Source organism: Iningainema tapete BLCC-T55 (assembly GCF_014698965.1).
Lineage (GTDB): Bacteria > Cyanobacteriota > Cyanobacteriia > Cyanobacteriales > Nostocaceae > Iningainema > Iningainema tapete.
In genome coordinates this window covers 36,055-56,861 of sequence record NZ_JACXAE010000054.1, presented here as the reverse complement: position 1 = coordinate 56,861, position 20,807 = coordinate 36,055, and the positions used below count along the sequence as shown (strand labels likewise).

Annotated in this window: 24 protein-coding genes; 7 read left to right on the top strand and 17 right to left on the bottom strand. The window is 40.5% G+C overall.

Going from position 1 to position 20,807, the window contains the following annotated elements; all coding sequences use genetic code 11:
- Positions 1 to 20: 20 nt before the first annotated feature.
- The 5 genes from ICL16_RS15810 to ICL16_RS15790 form a co-directional block, all read right to left on the bottom strand.
- On the bottom strand, positions 21 to 395 hold the full coding sequence (locus ICL16_RS15810) for a DUF5615 family PIN-like protein (RefSeq protein ID WP_190829373.1): 375 nt from the start codon (positions 393 to 395) through the stop codon (positions 21 to 23).
- Positions 370 to 714 (bottom strand): DUF433 domain-containing protein, encoded by a 345-nt coding sequence (locus ICL16_RS15805; protein ID WP_190829371.1) that lies wholly within the window; start codon positions 712 to 714, stop codon positions 370 to 372. Before ICL16_RS15805 ends, ICL16_RS15810 begins: the two co-directional genes overlap by 26 nt.
- A gap of 106 nt (positions 715 to 820) precedes the next feature.
- On the bottom strand, positions 821 to 1,105 hold the full coding sequence (locus tag ICL16_RS15800; protein ID WP_190829369.1) for a type II toxin-antitoxin system ParD family antitoxin: 285 nt from the start codon (positions 1,103 to 1,105) through the stop codon (positions 821 to 823).
- 9 nt (positions 1,106 to 1,114) lie between these two features.
- Positions 1,115 to 2,767 (bottom strand): type I restriction-modification system subunit M, encoded by a 1,653-nt coding sequence (locus ICL16_RS15795; protein WP_337907020.1) that lies wholly within the window; start codon positions 2,765 to 2,767, stop codon positions 1,115 to 1,117.
- Between the two features lie 244 nt (positions 2,768 to 3,011).
- A complete protein-coding gene (locus ICL16_RS15790; RefSeq protein WP_190829367.1) occupies positions 3,012 to 3,950 on the bottom strand; it encodes an RpnC/YadD family protein in 939 nt (312 codons plus the stop codon).
- A gap of 131 nt (positions 3,951 to 4,081) precedes the next feature.
- Between ICL16_RS15790 and ICL16_RS15785 the strand changes: the two genes are divergently transcribed.
- Positions 4,082 to 4,366 carry a DUF2470 domain-containing protein gene (locus tag ICL16_RS15785; RefSeq protein ID WP_190829365.1) on the top strand — a complete coding sequence of 95 codons (285 nt, stop codon included), beginning with the start codon at positions 4,082 to 4,084 and terminating at the stop codon, positions 4,364 to 4,366.
- 167 nt (positions 4,367 to 4,533) lie between these two features.
- A complete protein-coding gene (locus ICL16_RS15780; RefSeq protein WP_190829363.1) occupies positions 4,534 to 5,265 on the top strand; it encodes a TerC family protein in 732 nt (243 codons plus the stop codon).
- 36 nt (positions 5,266 to 5,301) lie between these two features.
- Here ICL16_RS15780 and ndk read toward each other — a convergent pair whose 3' ends face one another.
- Positions 5,302 to 5,751, bottom strand: coding sequence for a nucleoside-diphosphate kinase (gene ndk / locus ICL16_RS15775; RefSeq protein WP_190829361.1), 450 nt, complete (start codon positions 5,749 to 5,751; stop codon positions 5,302 to 5,304).
- A gap of 192 nt (positions 5,752 to 5,943) precedes the next feature.
- Here ndk and speA point away from each other — a divergent pair, with 192 nt between their 5' ends.
- Positions 5,944 to 7,962 (top strand): biosynthetic arginine decarboxylase, encoded by a 2,019-nt coding sequence (gene speA, locus ICL16_RS15770; protein WP_190829539.1) that lies wholly within the window; start codon positions 5,944 to 5,946, stop codon positions 7,960 to 7,962.
- 46 nt (positions 7,963 to 8,008) lie between these two features.
- Here the strand turns inward: speA and ICL16_RS15765 are convergent, their stop codons facing one another.
- The 4 genes from ICL16_RS15765 to ICL16_RS15750 all read right to left on the bottom strand — a co-directional run bounded on the left by ICL16_RS15765 (position 8,009) and on the right by ICL16_RS15750 (position 11,981).
- Positions 8,009 to 9,175 (bottom strand): nucleotidyltransferase family protein, encoded by a 1,167-nt coding sequence (locus tag ICL16_RS15765; RefSeq protein WP_190829359.1) that lies wholly within the window; start codon positions 9,173 to 9,175, stop codon positions 8,009 to 8,011.
- A gap of 283 nt (positions 9,176 to 9,458) precedes the next feature.
- Positions 9,459 to 10,247 (bottom strand): segregation/condensation protein A, encoded by a 789-nt coding sequence (locus tag ICL16_RS15760; protein ID WP_190829357.1) that lies wholly within the window; start codon positions 10,245 to 10,247, stop codon positions 9,459 to 9,461.
- A 100-nt stretch (positions 10,248 to 10,347) separates the two neighbouring features.
- Positions 10,348 to 10,701, bottom strand: a complete 354-nt coding sequence (locus ICL16_RS15755) for a lipopolysaccharide assembly protein LapA domain-containing protein (protein WP_190829355.1) — start codon at positions 10,699 to 10,701, stop codon at positions 10,348 to 10,350.
- Between the two features lie 197 nt (positions 10,702 to 10,898).
- Positions 10,899 to 11,981, bottom strand: coding sequence for an AI-2E family transporter (locus ICL16_RS15750; protein WP_190829353.1), 1,083 nt, complete (start codon positions 11,979 to 11,981; stop codon positions 10,899 to 10,901).
- Positions 11,982 to 12,108: 127 nt separating this feature from the next.
- Here ICL16_RS15750 and pdxH point away from each other — a divergent pair, with 127 nt between their 5' ends.
- The gene (gene pdxH, locus ICL16_RS15745; RefSeq protein ID WP_190829351.1) at positions 12,109 to 12,753 is read left to right on the top strand and encodes a pyridoxamine 5'-phosphate oxidase; all 645 of its coding nucleotides are present in this window, start codon (positions 12,109 to 12,111) and stop codon (positions 12,751 to 12,753) included.
- A 5-nt stretch (positions 12,754 to 12,758) separates the two neighbouring features.
- On the opposite strand, the gene ICL16_RS15740 is transcribed toward pdxH, so the two are convergent.
- Positions 12,759 to 13,595: a DUF3153 domain-containing protein gene (locus ICL16_RS15740; protein WP_190829349.1), complete on the bottom strand. Its 837-nt coding sequence runs from the start codon at positions 13,593 to 13,595 to the stop codon at positions 12,759 to 12,761.
- A gap of 70 nt (positions 13,596 to 13,665) precedes the next feature.
- Positions 13,666 to 14,184, bottom strand: coding sequence for a tetratricopeptide repeat protein (locus ICL16_RS15735; protein WP_190829347.1), 519 nt, complete (start codon positions 14,182 to 14,184; stop codon positions 13,666 to 13,668).
- A gap of 486 nt (positions 14,185 to 14,670) precedes the next feature.
- On the opposite strand from ICL16_RS15735, the gene ICL16_RS15730 reads away from it, so the two are divergent.
- Both ICL16_RS15730 and ICL16_RS15725 read left to right on the top strand, forming a co-directional pair.
- A complete protein-coding gene (locus ICL16_RS15730; RefSeq protein WP_190829345.1) occupies positions 14,671 to 15,255 on the top strand; it encodes a hypothetical protein in 585 nt (194 codons plus the stop codon).
- Positions 15,218 to 15,430 (top strand): hypothetical protein, encoded by a 213-nt coding sequence (locus ICL16_RS15725; RefSeq protein ID WP_190829560.1) that lies wholly within the window; start codon positions 15,218 to 15,220, stop codon positions 15,428 to 15,430. Before ICL16_RS15730 ends, ICL16_RS15725 begins: the two co-directional genes overlap by 38 nt.
- A gap of 165 nt (positions 15,431 to 15,595) precedes the next feature.
- Here ICL16_RS15725 and argB read toward each other — a convergent pair whose 3' ends face one another.
- The 3 genes from argB to ICL16_RS15710 all read right to left on the bottom strand — a co-directional run bounded on the left by argB (position 15,596) and on the right by ICL16_RS15710 (position 18,656).
- Positions 15,596 to 16,489, bottom strand: a complete 894-nt coding sequence (gene argB / locus ICL16_RS15720) for an acetylglutamate kinase (protein WP_190829537.1) — start codon at positions 16,487 to 16,489, stop codon at positions 15,596 to 15,598.
- Positions 16,490 to 16,527: 38 nt separating this feature from the next.
- Positions 16,528 to 17,106, bottom strand: a complete 579-nt coding sequence (locus tag ICL16_RS15715; protein ID WP_190829343.1) for a shikimate kinase — start codon at positions 17,104 to 17,106, stop codon at positions 16,528 to 16,530.
- A 77-nt stretch (positions 17,107 to 17,183) separates the two neighbouring features.
- Positions 17,184 to 18,656 (bottom strand): NB-ARC domain-containing protein, encoded by a 1,473-nt coding sequence (locus ICL16_RS15710; protein WP_190829341.1) that lies wholly within the window; start codon positions 18,654 to 18,656, stop codon positions 17,184 to 17,186.
- Positions 18,657 to 19,123: 467 nt separating this feature from the next.
- Here ICL16_RS15710 and ICL16_RS15705 point away from each other — a divergent pair, with 467 nt between their 5' ends.
- On the top strand, positions 19,124 to 19,318 hold the full coding sequence (locus ICL16_RS15705) for a hypothetical protein (RefSeq protein WP_190829339.1): 195 nt from the start codon (positions 19,124 to 19,126) through the stop codon (positions 19,316 to 19,318).
- Here ICL16_RS15705 and ICL16_RS15700 read toward each other — a convergent pair.
- Positions 19,311 to 19,952 carry a LapA family protein gene (locus tag ICL16_RS15700; RefSeq protein ID WP_190829337.1) on the bottom strand — a complete coding sequence of 214 codons (642 nt, stop codon included), beginning with the start codon at positions 19,950 to 19,952 and terminating at the stop codon, positions 19,311 to 19,313. The genes ICL16_RS15705 and ICL16_RS15700 overlap by 8 nt on opposite strands.
- A 150-nt stretch (positions 19,953 to 20,102) precedes the next feature.
- Positions 20,103 to 20,723, bottom strand: coding sequence for a UbiX family flavin prenyltransferase (locus ICL16_RS15695; RefSeq protein WP_190829335.1), 621 nt, complete (start codon positions 20,721 to 20,723; stop codon positions 20,103 to 20,105).
- Between the last annotated feature and the right edge of the window lie 84 nt (positions 20,724 to 20,807).

Below are 20,807 nucleotides of genomic sequence, written 5' to 3'. Positions count from 1 at the left end.
TTTTTGTGTTTAAGAGTTAACTATTCTTGAATTTTAGTTAGAGGTAGATGAATAATTTGGTCTTGGTATTCATTAGTAAAGGAACATTCAGCAATCAAAATTAGTTCATCTATGTTTTGTCCAATACTTAAATTTGTATTTAAAATAAATATCCCAGGTATATGATGATTAGCTTGAAGATGGTCGTTTAAGTGAACAGGCATAGATTTACGGTTATTAGTGACTAGGATAAAGTTATATTCTTCACACCATACTAAAATCTCTGGATCTTTAGTTCCTTTAGAAGGTGTAGAAGGTTCTCCAATAACCCGTATGGTTAACTGTGGTTGTTTGCTACGAATTTGACTGGGATAAATGGGATCGATGTTCTCATCCATGAGGTACTTGATAATCATGTTTTTGCTGTCTTTCTTCTTTAATTTTTTGCAGTCTAATTGAAGCTGGATGAGGGTTTAAAATTTGGGCTTTTCGTTGCTGGTGCGACCATTCTAACCAGTCTGCTATATATTCATCTAAGGTTTCTTTATTATTTAAGTAATAAAGGATAGTAGCATAAACTTGATCGAGGGTAAGGGTAGAAAAGTGTTTAATAATTTCCTCTGGTGAACGCTGGCGATAGATATATTCATAGAGAATACTTTCTATTCCTACTCTTGTGCCTTTTACTCGAATGTCATCGGGAGCAAGAAATTCAAAGTAATCTTCTAGTAGCATGGTTTAATTCTCCTTGTTGATTAAGGGTTGGGTGGAAATTTTACCTATCATCAGTTGTTCCAGCGTGGCGTGGAAGAGTTCATCAGTCAAGGTAATTTCTTTTAACTTAACTAACTTCCTCCTTTTCCTGCATTCTTGCTTCAGCGCGACGAATATCCTCCTCTATTTCAGCAAATACCTCCTCACCATCAATCAACTCGCCCCGATCTGCTGCTTCAATTCCCTCTCGGATTTTCTGCTTTAATTCAGCAAAACGCGCTGCTCTCAGTTTATCCCTTTCATCTAATAATCGCAGTCCTTCAGCAATCATCTCACTAACAGATGTATATTGACCACTGTTAATCTTTTCTTGAATTAACTGCTCTACTTCAGGTGTTAAAGAAACTTTCATTGCTAGCTCCTAACTTACAGTAAAATTCAACTTCGCCAATACCTCTGCTAAATCCTTATCAGCCCATTCCCGCTCTTGTTTCGCTGCTGCTAAATCTGCCACGATATCCGTAAGGGGACGATGGACAACTTTTTCGCTTACATCCACAAATTGGGAAGGACTAAGATTATAATCTGCTGCCCTTAACTCTTCCAATTTAACAACTTTACTCAGCTTCTCCCGCGTCTCCCAATTGCGATAAACTTCTGTTACCGCCTTAATCCCTTCCTGGGTCAAAATATTCTTGGGATCGCCTTTAACAAAATAATCAGCAGCATTAATCAGCAAAAACTCGCCTTTACGATCCAAAGGCTTTAGGCGATTTAACAAAATCACCACCCCTGGTGCAGTCGTGTTATAAAACAGGTTTTCCGGAAGCAAAATCACTCCTTCAACTCTGTCCTTTTCTACAAATTCCTTACGAATGTCCCTTTCCTTATTCGTTTGCTGACTCCCCGAACCGCGAGACACTGCCCCTGTATCTAAAACAACCGCTGCCCTTCCGTTATCTTTCAGCGATGCCCAAATATGCTGCACCCAGCCCCAATCGGCTGAAGATTTGGCTGCAATTCCATCTTGAAACCGTTCAAAGGAATCGGCTTCATAAGCATCTGCGCCGTAGTTATCCTGATTCCACATGGGATTAGCAACTACATAATCAAAGCGCATTAGTTTTTTTTCAACTGTAAATTTAGGTTGCCTAAATGTATCGCCAATCTCAATTTGAGTATCAGTAAAATCTTGCAAAAACATATTCATTTTGGCGATCGCAAACGTTGTCGGGTTCAACTCCTGCCCAAACAACCGAGGGGCTTTGCTTTCCTCTCCTGGATGCTTACGGTTGAACACCAAACGCGGCTTAATCAATAACCGTCCCGAACCGCAAGTGGGATCGCAAATTTTCGTGTAGGGTTCAGGATCAATAATTTCTGCAATTAACCAACCCACTTCAGATGGTGTAAGAAACTCCCCCGCACTTTGCCCCTGCCCTTCAGCAAACTTCCGTAGCAAATACTCATACGCTTCCCCCAAGACATCAGCATTGGTATTCTTTAGCCCCAACCGATGCCGACTAATCACTTCAATCAAGTCTGATAAGCGATCGTCATCCAGCACGCGCTGATTGCTTTGCTTTTCATTGTAGTCTTTTAGTGTCAGCGTTCCCGATAACCCAGGATTGAGCTTTGCTACTTCCCGCATCGCCGTCGTGACAAATTCCCCCAACCCATCTTTAGGATGAAAACGAATTGCATCCCAACGGTAATCATGAGGAATATAGTAACGGACAATCGGCTGACGGTTATTCTTTAGGGCATCCTGATGATCTGCTTCAATGAAGTAACGGGCTAATTCTCCACCACAAAACTTCTGGGCGCACTTTTCATACTCGTCATCAAAGACATCGGAAAGGCGTTTGTAGAAGATTAAAGGCAGAATAAAATCCTTGAATTTCGGGGCATCTGTCGCACCACGTATTTTACAAGCCGCATCCCACAGCCATGTCTCCATCGTGGGAATGTCTAAGCGTTCCTCACCTTTGTCAGTTAGCTGTAAAGACAATTGTCCAGAACCGTTATTTTCTGTAGGTTGCTTCTTGCTGTTTTTCTTTGTTCCGCGTGGCACGATGCTTGTTCCTCTATGTCATTTATATTACTCTTTTCAGAAAACTTTGACGTTAACCTAGTTTTTTAGCCAGTTTTAACTGAATCTGAATAAAAAAACAGTAATTATAGGTTTAGCTTTATCTAAAGACCCATAATTACTCTTTTTTCGGTCATTAAACATCGCCTATTCTTCACATAACAACCAAAAACCACTATCAGTAATTCCCGCGTCAGAACAAGTCAATCCCTTTTTAAGCATTGCCCTAACTGTAAGGGTTTTGTGAGAGTAATTGCTGAAAATCAGCTACTGAGTTGACACTCACTGTTTCTAGAAGTAGCCTTTGCAATTCTGAGATATCATCAATGCTATTGATAGCTTCAATTAACTCAGATGGTACTGTTTCAAACCGTTTCTGCAAAAGACTAATTATGTTCGATTTAAAGGTTTGTCTAGTTCCCCTCAATTCCATATTGCTAAGTAAAGGCATTTTTCTTTCCTCCTCGTAACGAGTTAATTTTTCTTCAAAGCTTTGCTGTAACTCTTTCGGTAAAGTCATCATCTGATCAATGACTTGGAAGAGTTTGATAATATCATGTCGCTCGTATCCCCGCTCATATAGTCCCCGAACTAAACTCCACTTCAATTGCTCCCTTTCTTGGGGTTTGCCTGTTGTCGCTTTGGTTTTTAAATGTGCCATTACCACGCTCGCAAATGGATTATTACTTTGCTGTAAATTCTCCCACTCTGTCTGATAATCCAATAGCTTGGCAACAGGAAACTTCAAGCTTACTTCACACCCCCCTAAAGCATAACCATAAGATGAAGGTCGCCAAGAGGATTGCTCATCTCCCAATATTGCTAAGCTAATTACAGGTTTAAGGAACAGATCAAATGCTCTGTAATTATAAATATACATCCGTTGAGCAAAGTTTGACTGCTCTTGACTTTGCACCTCAATATGAATTAATATCCACGCTTCTTGATTATCCTTTCGCCACACCTGAAACAACTTATCTACAATGCGTAGCCCTGAGTCTGATGAAGGTGTAATTTGTTGTAGTTCCTTATCAAGGGATTGTGGGGATTTACTCCAGTCTATTAAAGCATGAACTTGAGGGAAAAAGAACTGTAAAAATGGTTCAAAATATTCACTTAGTGCTTCTTTCCAGGGATTATCATAATCAGCATTTGGTTCGCTCATCTTTAAACGTCGTCAGAATTGATCTATCAAGCATTCAAGTATAGATTAAAACTTTAGTCACGCTTGACGTATGAAGTAATCATGAAGACGTTGTACTATGGATGTACGTATTCAAATCTGGGAATTTTGTGATGTCTGAAACATTTTCTGCTCAAGTGAGCGATCGCATCTGCAATCACATGAACGAAGACCATAGTGATGCTGTAGCTATTTACGCTCAAGTATACGGTAATTTAACTGAGACAACAGCAGCACGGATGGATTCTATTGATGCTCAAGGTATGGATTTAACAGCACAGGTAAATGGGGAATCTGTACCAGTGCGTATTCAATTTGACCATGTTTTAGCAGATGCAGAAGATGCTCACCACACGCTGATTGCCATGGTGAAGCAGACACGGACAAAGGCAAAGTAGAGTGGAACTGAAGCGATCGCCTTTCACCAGACAAAGGGATGGGGCAAACCGAACAAGAATTATTCTTCTACAAGTTAAGCTTTATTAAGGTAGCATATTGTTGCGCTGTTCATATTAAATACACTTTTGCTGGAAATTTTTAATTTTTGCTACTTCAGAAGAAAGGAATGCTAGACCAAATCTTTGATTACCTCAATTTACACTTCAGTATTGAAGCCTCCATAGTCCTGCTGATCTTGATCTTTCTAGAGGCGGTGCTATCTGCTGACAACGCCATCGCCTTAGCGGCGATCGCTTTGGGGCTAGGGGACAAAAAGCTGGAAAAGCAAGCCCTCAATATTGGCTTGGTGGTTGCTTATGTCCTACGAATCACCCTACTTTTAACTGCTACTTGGGTGCAACAGTACTGGCAATTTGAGTTGCTAGGTGCGCTTTATCTATTGTGGCTAGTATTCCAACATTTTACTTCAGAAGAAGGCGAAGACAATCTCCACCACGGTCCCCGTTTCAATTCTTTGTGGCAAGTCATACCCGTAATAGCCTTTACAGATTTAGCATTTTCTCTCGATAGCGTCACTACTGCTATTGCTGTTTCTAATGAAAAATGGCTGGTAATTACAGGTACAACCATAGGCATTATCACCCTGCGCTTTATGGCTGGTTTATTTATCCAGTGGTTAGATGAATTTGTCTACTTGGAAGACGCAGGTTATGTCACCGTGGCATTGGTGGGTTTGCGCTTGCTTTTGAAAGTAGTTAACGATTCCTTCGTGCCACCACAATGGGTAATGATTACTGCCATTGCCTTGATTTTAACTTGGGGATTTTCCAAGCGTAGAGATGCAAAAACTGAAGAATCAGTTGAAGTGTCCAAAACTGAAGTTGTTGATCGGGGATAGTAGAGACGCCCCACCGGGGCGTCTCTACTACCTAAATTACTCGTGCAACCAAGGTGCTAAATGCGGTTGCCAACCAACTAATTCCTCTTCTGTAAACCAGAGAGAAATTTCCCGCTGTGCTGTTTCAATAGCATCGGAACCGTGGATAATATTGCGACCGATGTTGATGCCAAAATCACCCCGAATTGTACCTGGTTCTGCTGTCAAAGGGTTAGTTGCACCAATCAACTTTCTGGCGGCAGCAACGACGCCCTCACCTTCCCAAACCATTGCTACAACTGGACCAGAAGTAATAAACTCTACTAAGCCAGCAAAAAAAGGTCTTTCTCGGTGTACATCGTAGTGCTTTTCAGCTAATTCCCGGCTGACTTTAACAAATTTTAAGCCAACGAGGGTAAAGCCTTTAGTTTCATAGCGACGAATAATTTCGCCTACTAGTCCCCGCTGCACGCCATCGGGTTTAATTGCTAAAAATGTGCGTTCCAAAAGCTATCTCCTCAAACGTTCATTGATGTTGTCCTTTGAGTCCCAGTCTTTTGTCATGAAAAAATGACAAAGGATTTATAACTCGTGACAATCAGAGTTTATATCACAAAGTATGTTAAAGGACATATTGCAGTCCTCTGTGAATGCGTTAAATTGTTAATTCGTGGGTGTAACACACAAGGTCAGGAAGAAATGGGTGTTGAGTCAACTGCTACATCTACCGAGATGGTCAAATCACCATCTAATGGACAAAAAACTGAGGTTAATGAGCGTAAGGTGAAAAAATTACTGCCTCCCAGCACTACTACAGAAGTGCCGCGCGGAAGCTGGAAAATAGAGGATAGTGAAGAATTGTACCGCATTGAGGGCTGGGGACAGCCTTATTTTTCCATCAATGCGGCAGGTCATGTCACTGTTTCCCCTAAAGGCGATCGCGGCGGTTCTCTGGATTTGTTTGAGTTAGTCAACGCGCTCAAGCAGCGTAGCTTGGGGCTACCGCTGTTAATTCGCTTTTCTGATATTTTAGAAGACCGAATTGAGCGATTAAACGCTTGTTTTGCCAAAGCAATTGCCCGTTATAACTACCCTGGTGTTTACCGGGGCGTGTTTCCTGTCAAATGTAACCAGCAGCGGCACTTAATTGAGGACTTGGTGCGATTTGGTAAACCGCATCAATTTGGCTTAGAAGCCGGTTCCAAGCCAGAATTAATGATTGCGCTGGCATTGTTGGATACACCAGGAGCGCTACTGATTTGCAATGGCTACAAAGACAAGGAATACATTGAAACGGCGATGTTGGCACAAAGACTAGGTCAGACGCCGATTATTGTCTTAGAGCAGATTGAAGAAGTCGATTTAGTGATTGAAGCAAACCGCTCTTTGGGCATTAAACCCATTGTCGGTGTGAGAGCTAAACTTAGTACCCAAGGAATGGGACGTTGGGGAACATCATCCGGAGATCGCGCTAAATTTGGTTTGACAATCCCAGAAATAATCCAGGCAGTTGACAAATTACGCGCAGCCAATATCTTGGATTCCTTGCAATTGCTACACTTCCATATTGGCTCACAAATTTCTGCCATTAATGTAATTAAAGATGCTATTGGTGAAGCCAGCCGCATTTATGTGGAATTGGCATCTTTAGGGGCTGATATGAAATATCTGGATGTTGGTGGCGGTTTGGGTGTAGATTATGACGGTTCCCAAACTAACTTCTACGCCTCAAAAAATTACAACATGCAAAACTATGCCAACGATATTGTTGCCGAGTTAAAAGATACCTGTGCGGAGCGCAATATTCCCGTACCAACGTTAATTAGTGAAAGCGGAAGGGCGATCGCTTCTCATCAGTCTGTACTAATTTTCGACGTTCTCAGTAGTAGCGAGATTCCTACTGATTCACCAGAACCCCCAGTAGAAGGAGAATCACCTGTAATCACTTACCTTTGGGAAACTTACCAATCAATCAACAACGAAAATTTCCAAGAATTTTACCACGATGCTACCCAATTTAAAGAAGAAGCCATCAGTCGCTTCAATTTGGGTATTTTGAGTTTGACAGAACGAGCCAAAGCTGAACGACTCTACTGGGCTTGTTGTCAGAAACTTTTGGGTATAACTAGGCAGCAAGATTACGTACCCGACGAACTCGAAGATCTAGAAAAGATCATGGCGAGCATTTACTACGTAAATATTTCTGTGTTTCAATCAGCACCTGATTGTTGGGCGATCGATCAGTTATTTCCCATCATGCCCTTACACCGTTTGGATGAAGAACCGACACAACGCGCTATTTTAGCAGATCTTACCTGCGACAGTGATGGCAAAATTGACCGTTTTATTGACTTGCGTGATGTGAAGTCAGTTTTAGAACTGCACTCCTTAAAATCAGGAGAACCTTACTATCTAGGGATGTTCCTCAATGGAGCTTACCAAGAAATCATGGGTAATTTGCACAACCTATTTGGCGACACGAATGCAGTTCACATCCAACTGACACCCAAAGGCTATCAAATTCAACATGTTGTCAAAGGTGATACCATGAGCGAAGTGGTAAGCTACGTACAGTATGACTCTGAGGATATGGTAGAAAATATCCGCCAGCGTTGCGAACAAGCTTTAGCAGAAAATCGCATTACCCTGGCGGAATCTCAAAGGTTGTTACAAACTTATGAGCAGAGTCTCAGAAGATATACGTACTTGACTTCTTAGGGAATAGAAGACTGGCTAATTGTTAATAGTTACTATTAGCCATTCTCTAAATTGAGTTTGTTCCCAACAATTCAGCGATCGCTTGACGTTCAACTGGGGTATGAGATGGCGGATCTTGACGGGCATCGGTAATTAACCAATCTAAAGCCGCTGCTTGGACATCTATTGTTGCCCCAGTTTTATCTACGCAGTAACGTCCAAACACCAGCTTATCAACAAGTCTGACTCCAGGTCCGAGTCGTGACCATTCAAAAATCACGCTGTTTTCTACAGTTGCGCCACTACATACCCAGCAGTTAGGACCAATCATTGTAGGACCGACGATTTTCGCGCCGTCTTCAATTCTGGTCATAGCACCAATGTAAACTGGACCTGTGATATCTACTTTGTCCCAATTCACGGCAACATTTAAGCCAGTGTAAATACCAGGAGCAACTTCACGTCCTGGGATTTGTACATTTTTGATTTCTCTGGATAGCACACCGCGAATTGCCCGCCAATAATCTGGCACTTTACCTATATCTACCCATTCAAAGTCCATTGGAATGGCATAAAAGGGCGCACCAATTTCTACTAGTTTGGGGAATAATTGACCACCGATATCGTACTCTACACCAGAAGGTATGTATTTCAATACTTCTGGTTCAAAGATGTAAATACCTGTGTTGATATTGGTGCTGAGAGCTTCTTCTACCTTGGGTTTTTCTTGGAAGGCTTTGATCCTACCTTCTTCGTCGGTAACAACCACACCATAGCTAGAAACCTCTTCCCGTGGGACAGATTTCATCACAATGGTAGCGATCGAACCTTTAGATTTATGCCACTTTACAGCTGCCGTCAAGTCTAAGTCAATTAGAGCATCACCGCACAACACGACAAAAGTGTCATCAAAAAACGGGTAAAAGTCTTGTATTTTCCGCATCCCTCCGGCAGAACCAATCGCTTCCCCTACTAATGTGCCTTCAACAATGCGACCTTCAAAAGAATAGGCTATTTGTACGCCAAATCTTTGACCATCTCGAAAATAGTTTTCAATTTCTTCTGCCAAATGGCTGACATTGACCATAATTTGGTCAAATCCATGCTGGCGTAGGAGTTCGAGTAAAAATTCCATCACTGGCTTTTGCAGGATGGGAATCATCGGTTTAGGAGTTGTGTAGGTAATAGGACGTACACGAGTACCTTTACCTGCTGCGAGAATCATCGCTTTCATAAATTTTTATTCCTCAACCACAAGCCAGTTTACGCTTTATCAACTTATATTTCATCATCGGTTTATTTCCGCTTCTTCGTCATCCCAAAAAGCACTGATTACGGAAATCATTTGACAAGTGTGCAACCATAGGCATCGAAACATAACAGATGATTGGTCATATGATTCAATTTACCTGGATTTTACAATTTACAAAAGTATGCATTTTGCTTTCTTCAGTGTATTATTTGTTTACACTTACTTATATACTTAGTATATCTACTGTATCACTAACATTCGCTGGTTATGTAATTAACCTAATTTTAATTTCTTGGTAGAACTCCTCTTGTAATAGTTCCACTTTAGATTGAGCCGACAAAAGTAATAATGCCCAAAAGACACTTACTTTATGACTATTAAGCGATTCATGGGGAGCAGAAATATGCTGTTTTGACGGCTTTTGCTTCGTCTGTTTCCACAAATCTACAAGCTGCTCTAAATTAAACCAACTTTTTTGCACCTGATGCTCTTGTGAAATTTGATACAATAGCTGCTCTAATTCTAAAGCCACTTCAGTCAAATTTTCCTGATGAGCTAACTCTAGGGCAGCTCGCATAGACTGAAGACTAGGTTGACGGCTCTTACGAGCTGGTTTATGGCTTTTTTGCACCAGTTGCAACTGTTGCGCCATTACTTGCAATTGCTCTATCAACTCTTGCAAAGTCACACGCCGTTTTGGTGGAGGCATTGCCGTTGGGCGACGACGTAGATGTTTCTCCAGTTGCAAGCGATGAGCTTGGTGTACTGTTTCTTCATCTAAAGGTAGTAATTCCGCTTCGGCAACTTGTTGCTCTGCTGCTGATTGTAACTGCATCAAAGTGTTTGCTTTAAATAACACAAGCATTGATGCCGACAAAAAAGCTTGCCCTGATTGGGATAAGTCTGCCTCATACCCTCGTGTCGCCTCCGGTACCATTAGTTCTATGTATTTATCAATTACTTCAATCACCTGAACATCCCAAGGATCAATTTCTCCTTGCTCTGCCTGGTGAATCAGCTTGGTAATTGTTTCTAATAGTAAGGATGCATCCATCAATAAGATTTTAGATTTTGGATGAGTGGATTAAGAATTGTTAATGGTTAATAGCTAATAGTGCAATTAGCCATTAGCCATTAGCTATTAACCAGTTCCTTTATTGAGCAGCTTGTGCTTCTTTCAATGAATCACCTGCTGGTGGTAGCGCTAGTTGTAAAGACTGAATTTCCGCTTGGTACTGTTCAATCTTGGTTTCTAATTCTTTAAGCTGCACATTTTTTTGGCGAACTTGTTTTCCAGACACCAAAAGCCGCCCTAAGTGTGTCCAGATACTAAATAACCAAGCAAAAACTGCACCCAAGCCGCTAGCCAATAGTAACTCTACAGCAATTGGTGCTTGTACTTGATAACCAGGAATTATGTGAATTGTCCCTGGCTCTGTGTTCTCGATGGCAAATAGAGCAAAAGCCAGACACAGGATAAAAATTATTACAAAGTTAAATTGTCTCATTGAAAACCCAACACGCTAGTAATTTATCTCGTTGATTACTTCCCTGACATCTGCATTTAATACCATTTTGAATTGTGATTTAAAATTCTGCAAGTCTGAATTTTGATACTTTTGCAAAAAAATATGTTTTCAACATTGAGATATAGTTGTATAATATATATCACTCAATGGTTATAATTATACACAACATTGCTATGTTAGTTGGGTGGTGAATCATCAGCAAAAATAACAGTTGATATAGAATTTCCTGATTTGCTCCTAATGGCATCAAAAGTACCTTTAATCGTACCAGCAATCGGAACAGCAAGAATCGTACCTAGCAATCCCGCAATCTCAAATCCCATCAAAATTGATACAAAAATCCAAATGGGATTGAGTCCGATGATTTGACCGAGTAACCTGGGAGCTAACAGGTTATCTTTAACTTGCTGCATGAAGATTGCGGCTACAGCCACTTGAACTGCCAACCACCAGTTTTGTAGCAGCACCAAAATTGTGACTAACCCAATACCTAAAGTTGCCCCCACAAAAGGTATAAGTTCAGACAAGCCAATGACTATAGCAAACAACAATGCAAATGGCACACCCAGAAGCAAGAAAATTGGGGTCAGGGCAATGACCATAAATAATCCTAGCAATAGTTGGCTCAAAAAGAAATTTTGGAAATTTAGTTGCAAGGATGTAATTAAAGGAACTCGAATATGAGCTGGTAAAAGGCTGAATAAACCAAGCCAAACGCGATCGCCATACAAAAGCATATAAAACGCTAGTACAATTACTAACATCATATCCAGTAATCCTGTCAGCAGCGTCCCGGCAATGCCTACAGCACTGGTAGCCAGCTGTTGTACCAAACTTTGAATGTTAGCATTAATTTGTTTACTCACAACGCTAAAATCAAGTGGTAAACGTCGTTGTCTGGCGATCGCTTCAACATTTTGTAGATTTGCTTGACTAGCGCTCAACCAATCAGGAATCTTATTTAACAATTGGATTGTTTGGTCAATCAGCATTGGCACTAGCGTTACACCCATAATTATAAACAGCGTTAACGCTAACAGCAAAACAATAATTACTGCTCCAGAGCGAGTCATCGGAGCGCGTTCAAAAAACTTAACCGGGTAATTGAGTAGAAAAGCCAGAAGTGCCGCAATGCTAAGGATAGTAATTGGATGACGAAAATAATAAAACAGTACAGACAGCAGCCAAATGTTAAGAGCGATAATCGGACCGCTCAGACCATATATTAACAAACGTTGAAGGGAGGCTGAACGGCGCATTGCAATGCAATATGTGTTAGATACTCCAAAGACAGAATCAATATAGCTCGATTGGGGTTAATATCCATGATAAATATTTTGATCAAGTACTTGTCTAGTTCATCCGATTTACTCAATGCATTGTGTAATGGAAAAAACTATAGCCGATCTGCGCAAAGACTATACCTTACAAGGTTTGAGTGAAACTGAAGTCGATCCCAATCCTGTCATACAATTTAAACAATGGTTCGATCAAGCACTAGCAGCGCAACTGACAGAACCCAATGCCATGACTATTGCTACTGCTACCCCAGATGGTAAACCTTCGGCAAGAATGGTGCTGCTCAAAGATTTTGACGAGCGAGGCTTTGTCTTTTTCACCAACTATAACAGTCATAAAGGACAAGAACTAGCAAAAAATCCTCAAGCTTATCTAGTTTTTTGGTGGGCTGAACTCGAACGTCAAGTCCGTATTTCTGGGCTGGTAGAGAAAGTATCTGCTACTGAATCAGATACGTATTTCCACAGTCGTCCTGTCAACAGTCAGTTGGGTGCTTGGGCATCGAATCAAAGCGAAGTGATTGAAACTAGAGAAGCCTTGGAGCAAAAGTTGCACGAACTTCAACTAAAATATCAAAATCAGGAAATTCCACGTCCCCCTCATTGGGGTGGCTTGCGAGTAATTCCCACAGAAATTGAATTTTGGCAAGGGCGCTCTAGTCGCTTACACGATCGCTTACTCTACACCCGCTTAAATGATGGTAGTTGGAAAATACAGCGGTTATCTCCGTAAAGGAGTCAGTCGTAGAGACGCTCCGCCGGAGCGTCTGTACTTTTGGGGGTAAATTGAATTCTGGGATCTGGCATAAAGCTGTACCTGAGATAAAGTCCTAAAAAGACAAATAGGATAATTAACAACGTACCAATACCCAGAGGGCTGGGAAGCCAAAAAACTGCTTCTATATGGTTTAACTCTCCTGGCTGCAGCTTCCACACCAACTGATTATTATTCTTTTGCGGTGAGAGAGCAACATTTCCTGGAATATTCTTTGCTCCCCAAGGTGTCTTCAAGCTAAAATCCAAATCTAGAATTGAACCAGGATTAGCCAGAACATTACCTTGGCTAGAAATAAGTGCAAGTGATCGCAAATCCAAATCATAAATCAACCGATTCCGTACTACCAGTAAAAAATTATTCTGAAACAACAGTAAATTAGATTCAATTTTCGGCAGTTCTGTTTCAGCACTCCTTAGTGCATCTAACTTTTGCTCACCATTGGGATGAAAAAATTCATTATACTTTGCTTGTAACTCCTGACTATTACTGAAAGGAATTGTTACAAACATTTCTTCTTTGGATACCCGCCGCGTTTTACCTTCCAACTTCCGAGCGCGACGCTCAATGCTGTTCAACCATTCATATACAGAATCACCACTAAAACTAGTCAACCGTTCTCCCAACTTAATATGCTGCACAAACTCGCCACTATTCTGGTGATCAAAATTCACGCCCACATCATACTGCACACAACCAGAAAGCAGCAGCGATACCAACAGCACAAGCCATACAAAAGCAGGGGGAGCAGGGGGAGCAGGGGGAGCAGGGGGAGCAGGGGAAGTGATTAATTTTGTCATAAGTACAGAAATTCAGTAGTTGAAAATTTTTCTTTTTTACCTGTTAGTGAGAAGTATTAGAGGTGGTTCGTTACAGACTATACCAAATCAAACCAGCCACAGTTAAAGCGATCGCCAACAACGCCACCCAAACAAAGCGATTATCTTTAGTATTAATCTGACTCAAATCATCAAACTTCAGTTCATCAGGCTTCTTTGCCGAACCCTTAGTATCTTTACCCGCATACCGAATTTGACTTTCATTATCCGACACTCCACCTAAATCGGGAATTTCCGTCATCCATTCTTGAGGTCGTTGTAATCTAGGAGCTTTCAGGATATAATGCAACCTGCTTGCCTCTTTACTCGTTTCTAAGTGGGGGTGGCGTTTTAATTGTTCGCAAAGGGCGATCGCTTCATCAGTACGCCCAGCCGCTTCATAAGCTGTTACCAGCCAAATTTGTACCTCACCACCAAGACGGGAATTACGAGCCAAAAGAGCGCTAGCCTTTTCGAGTTGTTCAATTGCTTGCTTGTATTGCCCCTTTTCAAAAGCGGCTCTCCCAGCTTGATATCTAACTTTAGCAATTTCTAAACTTTCGCTACTCACGTTTAATACCAATACAGCACTGCTTTTATTTTGCCAGTACTTGCAGAATTAGATCCCCCACTTCTTAAAGAAGTCGGGGATCTTGGGAGCGCAAAACCTTGCTTGATGAGACTTGAGCAAAATAATACAATAACACACTAATTTTTTCAACAATTAATCTTTACAATGACTACTTAATCTAAACATATTTTCTTTTCTAAACCTTCAATCATAACTGCGATTTGCTTTCGTTTAACTTCAGAAATAATCGATTATGATTTTGGGCATTAACTTGTAATTGGTACACTTTTAGACCAAAGATTTGATAATAGAAATAATTAGAGATAGTTACAATAGCATTATTAGGAGTTATATCACTGCGTGCAAAGACAACTGTATCTAGTTTAGTAGGAATTTGAACGTTTATTTTACTTTTAATATTTAAAGTAATTTTTCCTAAACAGGCTTACGCATTGAACATTCTTAATTTAAGTGCAGGTAATTAAGATGAGTAACCTCTACAAGCTTATCCAAAAGATTAAGGAAAACCCCAGTTTGTATTTAGATAAGCCCTCTGTTACGTGTCACCATTTATTCTTAAACGGATATCTAGATACTCGAATGGATCTGGGATTAGAGCGAGAGGGATCTGGAATTGAAGGATTTCAACAGTGGATACAAGAAAGAGTAAAAACTACAGTATCTCAATCATGGTCGGGAACAATTCTCTTTATCAGTGGGAGTGAAAAAAGTAAATTTTATAACTTTTTTGAACTATTTGACGAATTTTTAAAATGGAATGAGAGTTTAAAAAAAGAGGAAAATGAAAAAACTTTTAACTCGACAGGGAATGATTTTAAACCCAGCCCACGCGCTCTCTATGAGCTTCTAAGTAGTATTAGGAAAAGACCAGGTATGTACTTAGCAACTGCCTCAATTACTAGACTTGATATGCTATTGAGAGGATACAGTTTGGCGCGAAGAGAAGTTGGCATACCTCCAATTGAACAAGAAAGGGAATTTGAAGGGTTTCAACCGTGGATTGAAGAAAAATATGAAATTAAATCAGGTCAATTATGGGCTAAAATATAGCGCTTTTCATCTTAGTGAGGTACACTACCCCACCCAGTTCTCCCCTGAACAAGGGGAGGGTTCGTTCGGGGTGTACGCCATTAACTTGCAATTTGCTGTAATTCTTTTCTTCTCAGTAGATGAGCCTGAAGCCCTAGAAAGGTTTTTTGAACTATATGAAGAATACCAAAATTGAAACAAGGGGGCTTTCGCTTGAAACCTACCCCACAAAAAATTTGCACAGACATTGCGATGCCGCCAGAACCGGAGGCGGAGCCTCCCGACGGGCATTCCTAGTCGGAGACTAGGAACGAGGTATATGGGCATCTCTTGTGGGATGGGCATCTTGCCCGTCCCCTCTCTAATGTGTAAACTGAGAACCGACGATCATCGTACCAATACCAACGTCGGTAAAGATTTCTAGAAGCAAGGCGTGGGGTATGCGACCATCAATAATATGTGCTGCGTCTACACCTTGAGCAAGCGATCGCACACAACAATTTACTTTGGGGATCATCCCACCACCGACGACACCAGTTGCAATCAAACCACGGGCTTCTTGAATATCTACTTTAGGAATCAGCGTCGAAGGGTCTTTGTAATCTTTTAAAATACCCCTAGTATCGGTGAGCAAAATTAACTTTTCTGCTCCTAGCGCTGCGGCGATTTCTCCTGCTACAGTATCGGCGTTAATATTGTAAGCTTGTCCTGTCTCATCGGCTGCAACGCTAGACACTACAGGAATATAACCACTGTTAACCAGTGTTTCCAAAATCTTGATATTCACGCTGCAAACTTCACCGACAAAGCCGATCCCTTCTTGCCCTTGAGGGCGGGCAGTAATTAAGTTACCATCTTTACCGCACAATCCCACCGCAGAACCACCCGCTTGGTTAATCAGCGCGACAATTTCTTTATTAACTCGTCCGACTAACACCATTTCTACCACATCCATTGTCGGAGCATCCGTCACGCGCAGACCATTTTTAAATTGAGGTTCAATTCCCAGTTTATCTAGCCAACTGTTAATTTCTGGTCCGCCACCATGTACTAAAATTGGTCGCAAACCTACACAAGATAAGAATACCAGGTCACGAATTACCTTGTCTTTGAGGGTGCTATCTTTCATTGCTGCACCACCATATTTAACAACAATTCTTCGACCTGCAAATTTTTGAATGTAAGGTAAAGCCTCGCTCAGTATCTGTACGCGAGTTGCTACATCCTGCTTTATGTACTCATTTTCGTCGGTCATCATAAGAATCTGGTAAAAAATCTTGGGATATCACCAACTTAATTTCTTTTGTCTAATGATCTATCTTCTGGTGGATGAATATTTTGTTTTAAAACGGTAGGAATTTCCTCAATTACTCGCGTAGCAATTTGTTCTGGTGTTTCCTCCTCAGTGATAGTAATACGTAAGTCGGCTTGGGCGTAAAGTGGTTGTCTTGTTTCCAAGAGCTCGCGCAGTTTTGCTCTTGGGTCAACATCTTGTAATAGTGGTCTTGTGGTATCCTCTGCTAAACGGGAGTAAATTAGTTCCACTGGTACATCCAACCAGACAATTAAGCCGTGGTGAAGGTAACTCCAGTTTTCACGCTTTAATATAATACCGCCACCAGTGGCAATAACCAGCTGAGTGAATCCACAAACTTGTGCTAACACATTACTTTCCAATTCACGAAACGCTGCTTCGCCAAATTCTGCAAACAGTTGGGTAATCGGTTTATCGCCTGCGGTTTTTTCAATTACGACATCGGTATCGACAAATCCGTAGTTTAGCTGCTTTGCCAGTTCCCTTCCTACTGTAGTTTTACCAGAGCCTGGCATTGCTATTAAGTATAAATTAACACCTTTTAATAAACTGTTCATGAATTAAGTACAAAGTATATGAGCAGACAGAATACAGGAGACAGAATCAATTCTCCTGACTCCTGATTTTTCATAATTTAAAATTGTACTACTAATTGCTCAGCTATATACTCTACTAATACTGGAGTTATAAAAAAGTGAGATGCTTGTCTTTCAATTAAAGAACGCCTTTGCAATAACTCTACAGCCTCTAATACTAATCCTGGCGACAGACGTGGTACAATTTGTTTCTGTATATTCTGCATTGACACTGGTTCTGGATGCAGAGCCAACCAGTACATAATCTGCTTTTCTAAGCTAGATAAGCGATTAAATTGCTGATCTAACACTGCTTTAATATCTCCAAAAACCCTAATACCCTGCTCTAAAAACTCATTGATATTACCACCAAATAACTCTTGAATAGCTGTAGCAATTAATTTAATAAATAACGGATTACCTGCATACAATTCAAATAATGTATTACACTCTTCTTCTGTTAAGTTTGTCAGTCCTTTAGCTTGCAATATTTCCCTAACTTCTACATTACTGATCCCAGCTAATTTTATGCAGCGAACGGGCAATTTTTCCCCTTGAAAAGCAGAAATTTCTTGAGGTTTTTCTCTACTTGTTAATATGACACAGCTTTGATGTTGAGCTTCTCCTATACGTCTAATTAATTCACCATAAACTTCATAACCTCGTTTATACTCAATTTTAGGAACATTTCTTGATATTAAATTTTCTTCGTACTGCTGGCATAAAATTGCATCAAAATTATCTAACACAAGTAAACAACGTGAAGAACGCAAACAATCAATTAGTTGTGAAATACTACTCTCTACACTTTGATTTAAGGAAATTTCTTGTTGGGTAAAAATTTGAATTAATTGGGTTAAAAAAAGTTCTAAATTGGGAGCAAGTAAGAGCGATCGCCAAATCACGTATTCAAATTTATCTTTGATTTGTTCAGCTAACCTCACCGAAAAAGCTGTTTTACCGATTCCTCCCATTCCTAAGATTACTACTAGCCGACTATATTCTTCAACAATCCATTTATTAACTTGAGCTAGTTCTGTTTTCCTACCATAAAAAACACTAGCATCAATTGCTTCACCCCAATCCTCAACAAAAGGAAGCACTGCATTGGAAATAGCAGCACCATTTAGTTTCGTGTTGACAAAATCTTCATCCGAAGTTTGTGATTGAGACGTACTGATGGGCGCATCTACTTTTTTATACCCGGCTTTTTCTAGCAAATAGGTAACGCGGCTCCAGTTTTTTACTTTTACTGAGTATCCAGATAGATGACTCAGCATTTCTTCTATGTACTTATACAATCCATTAGAGAGGTAAACCCTAACTGTACTACTGCTACGACTTTGATATACAGTACTAGCTATTTCCGCAGGGCTAAAGCCACAGAGTAAGCCTCGTAAAAATTTCTTCTCTACAGGAGTAAGGGCTTTTCCCTTTGCGGATGCTAAATTTACGTATAATTTTTCTAACTCCCAATTATTTTTAGCCTCTGTAAAATCCTCTTCTATTGGTTTTGAACCACCTGCTGTCATAAGCGTTGTGTAATAAAGGTTACATTGGCATGATTTTAACGATTTTTATGTAAAGCCAAAATAAATAAAGATTAAATTTCTAACGAAATTAATAACGGTCGTTAGGTGACTTGACAGTTGTAGCTTATGTATCTTAAGTCTTAACAGAAATTTTATATAATTTTTTTGAAACTTTATTCAAGCAAGGACAGTCTACATAAACAAGGACAATTCTCTATTGGCATGGAGGCATTCTGACTCAGGGAAGCTCTGTGTTTCTACCGACGGTTGGTTACTGGATATTTAGCTTTATTGCCATAAAATTTCACTTATTAAGACAAAATTGGCTCAAGGTGTAAATTATGACTTACTCTGGCAAATGTTGCAAGCAAGCTTTAAACAACTTAATGGTAAAGAGACAAAAACTGCTGCGTATCATATGCAATTAAGTCTGAATAAAGTATGTATGGTCGTTAGAGGTTTCAACCATGATTCGGATTCGTGATGTTGTACAAAAAGCTTTATTAACAGGCTATCTGACGGTTGAAGCAGAAAACCAGCTGCGACAGCTGCTAGCAACTAGGTATGATTTAGAAGATTTTAACGCTTTTATGAAGTTACAGGAAGCGGCTATGAGTGGTACAGTTAAGCAAGAATCACGAGAGCGCTGCGGGATCAAGTAGACTTCGAGCGATCGCGCGGCTCCAAGTCGTCCAAATCTTCATCCAAAAATCCCCAATCATCATCGTCTGCCTTATTGGTAGTCGATGGTTGATGTGGAGGGACAATTACACGGTAATCAGCGTCGTAAACTGATTCAGTTTTTCTTACTCCTGAATTTTTTGGTTCTTGGTAGCTGTAAGAGTAAACAGAACCTGACTGAGAAACACTTTTTGGTTCTTGTTGTCGTTCATAAATAGTTGCTCTATCCTTAATCGGTTCGTCTTTCTCCTCAACATCCCAGTCATCCTTGCTGCTATCTTGATCCCAATCATCATCCGCAACATTAGATGGTGGAGGTTCTGGACGCTTTGTTTCTTTTCTACCAGACGTAGCACTCGTATAAGTTGTTGCTGCTTTACGTGGGGTATTTTGTGTTTGTCTAGTAAAGTAGTTTGATAAATTAAACAAGCTAGTAATCAACAAAGATGTAAAAATACCAGCACCAGTACTGAACAAAATCCAACTAGCTAGCGGTAATGCTGAAGTCTTGACACCCAAAAAAGTCAAAGATATCACTGGCGACAAGTTTTGCACTAACAAAAGTGTTAGTCCTCCTAGTACCGCCAGTAATAAGAATAAACGAATTACATTCATAGGGATTTTGAAGACAGGAGACAGGAGACAGGAGGAGCGAAGCGCCATGCAGGAGGGTTTCCCGACAGAGGTGTCTGGCGTTCAGGAGACAGGAGACAGGAGTTATTATTCTCACAAACTCTCCTACTCCCTTACTCCTCTGCATTAATCTTAACGACGACCTTGCCACCTTTGTAGGGGGATACAATCAATGTCCAGTTGATCTAAAGCGCGGGCGATCACAAAATCAACTAAATCCTCAATGGTTTGGGGATTGTGATACCAAGCAGGAATCGCCGGGACTATTCTGGCTCCAACTTCTGCTAACGTAGTTAAGTTACGTAGGTGAATCAAGCTCAAAGGAGTTTCTCGAGGAACCAAAACTAGCTTTCGTCCTTCTTTGAGTTGAACATCAGCTGCCCGTTCGAGTAAGTCAGAGCTTAAACCCACAGCTAGCTTCGCTACCGTACTCATACTGCATGGAATAATAATCATTCCTAAAGTCCGAAAGGAACCGCTGGCAATATTAGCTCCAATATCACCCCAAGGATGACACTGTAATTTACCTGCTTGTTCAACGTTCGCTTGCTGTCGCCAAAATAGTTCTTGTTGAACTGATTCTACTGGCATCCGAGTATTCTGTTCAGATTGCCAAACCATATAAGTTGATTTAGATGCCACTAATTCAATAGTATAATCTGCTTCTAACAGATATTTGAGAGTGCGAACTGCATAAATCAAACCAGATGCACCCGTGACACCAATTATCAATGAGTTAGTGTTATTTGACACTTTGCACAATGTGGAATTTACCTGAAAAAAATGTTAATGGTTAATTGCAATTAACCATTAACCATTAACTATTAACCATTTCCC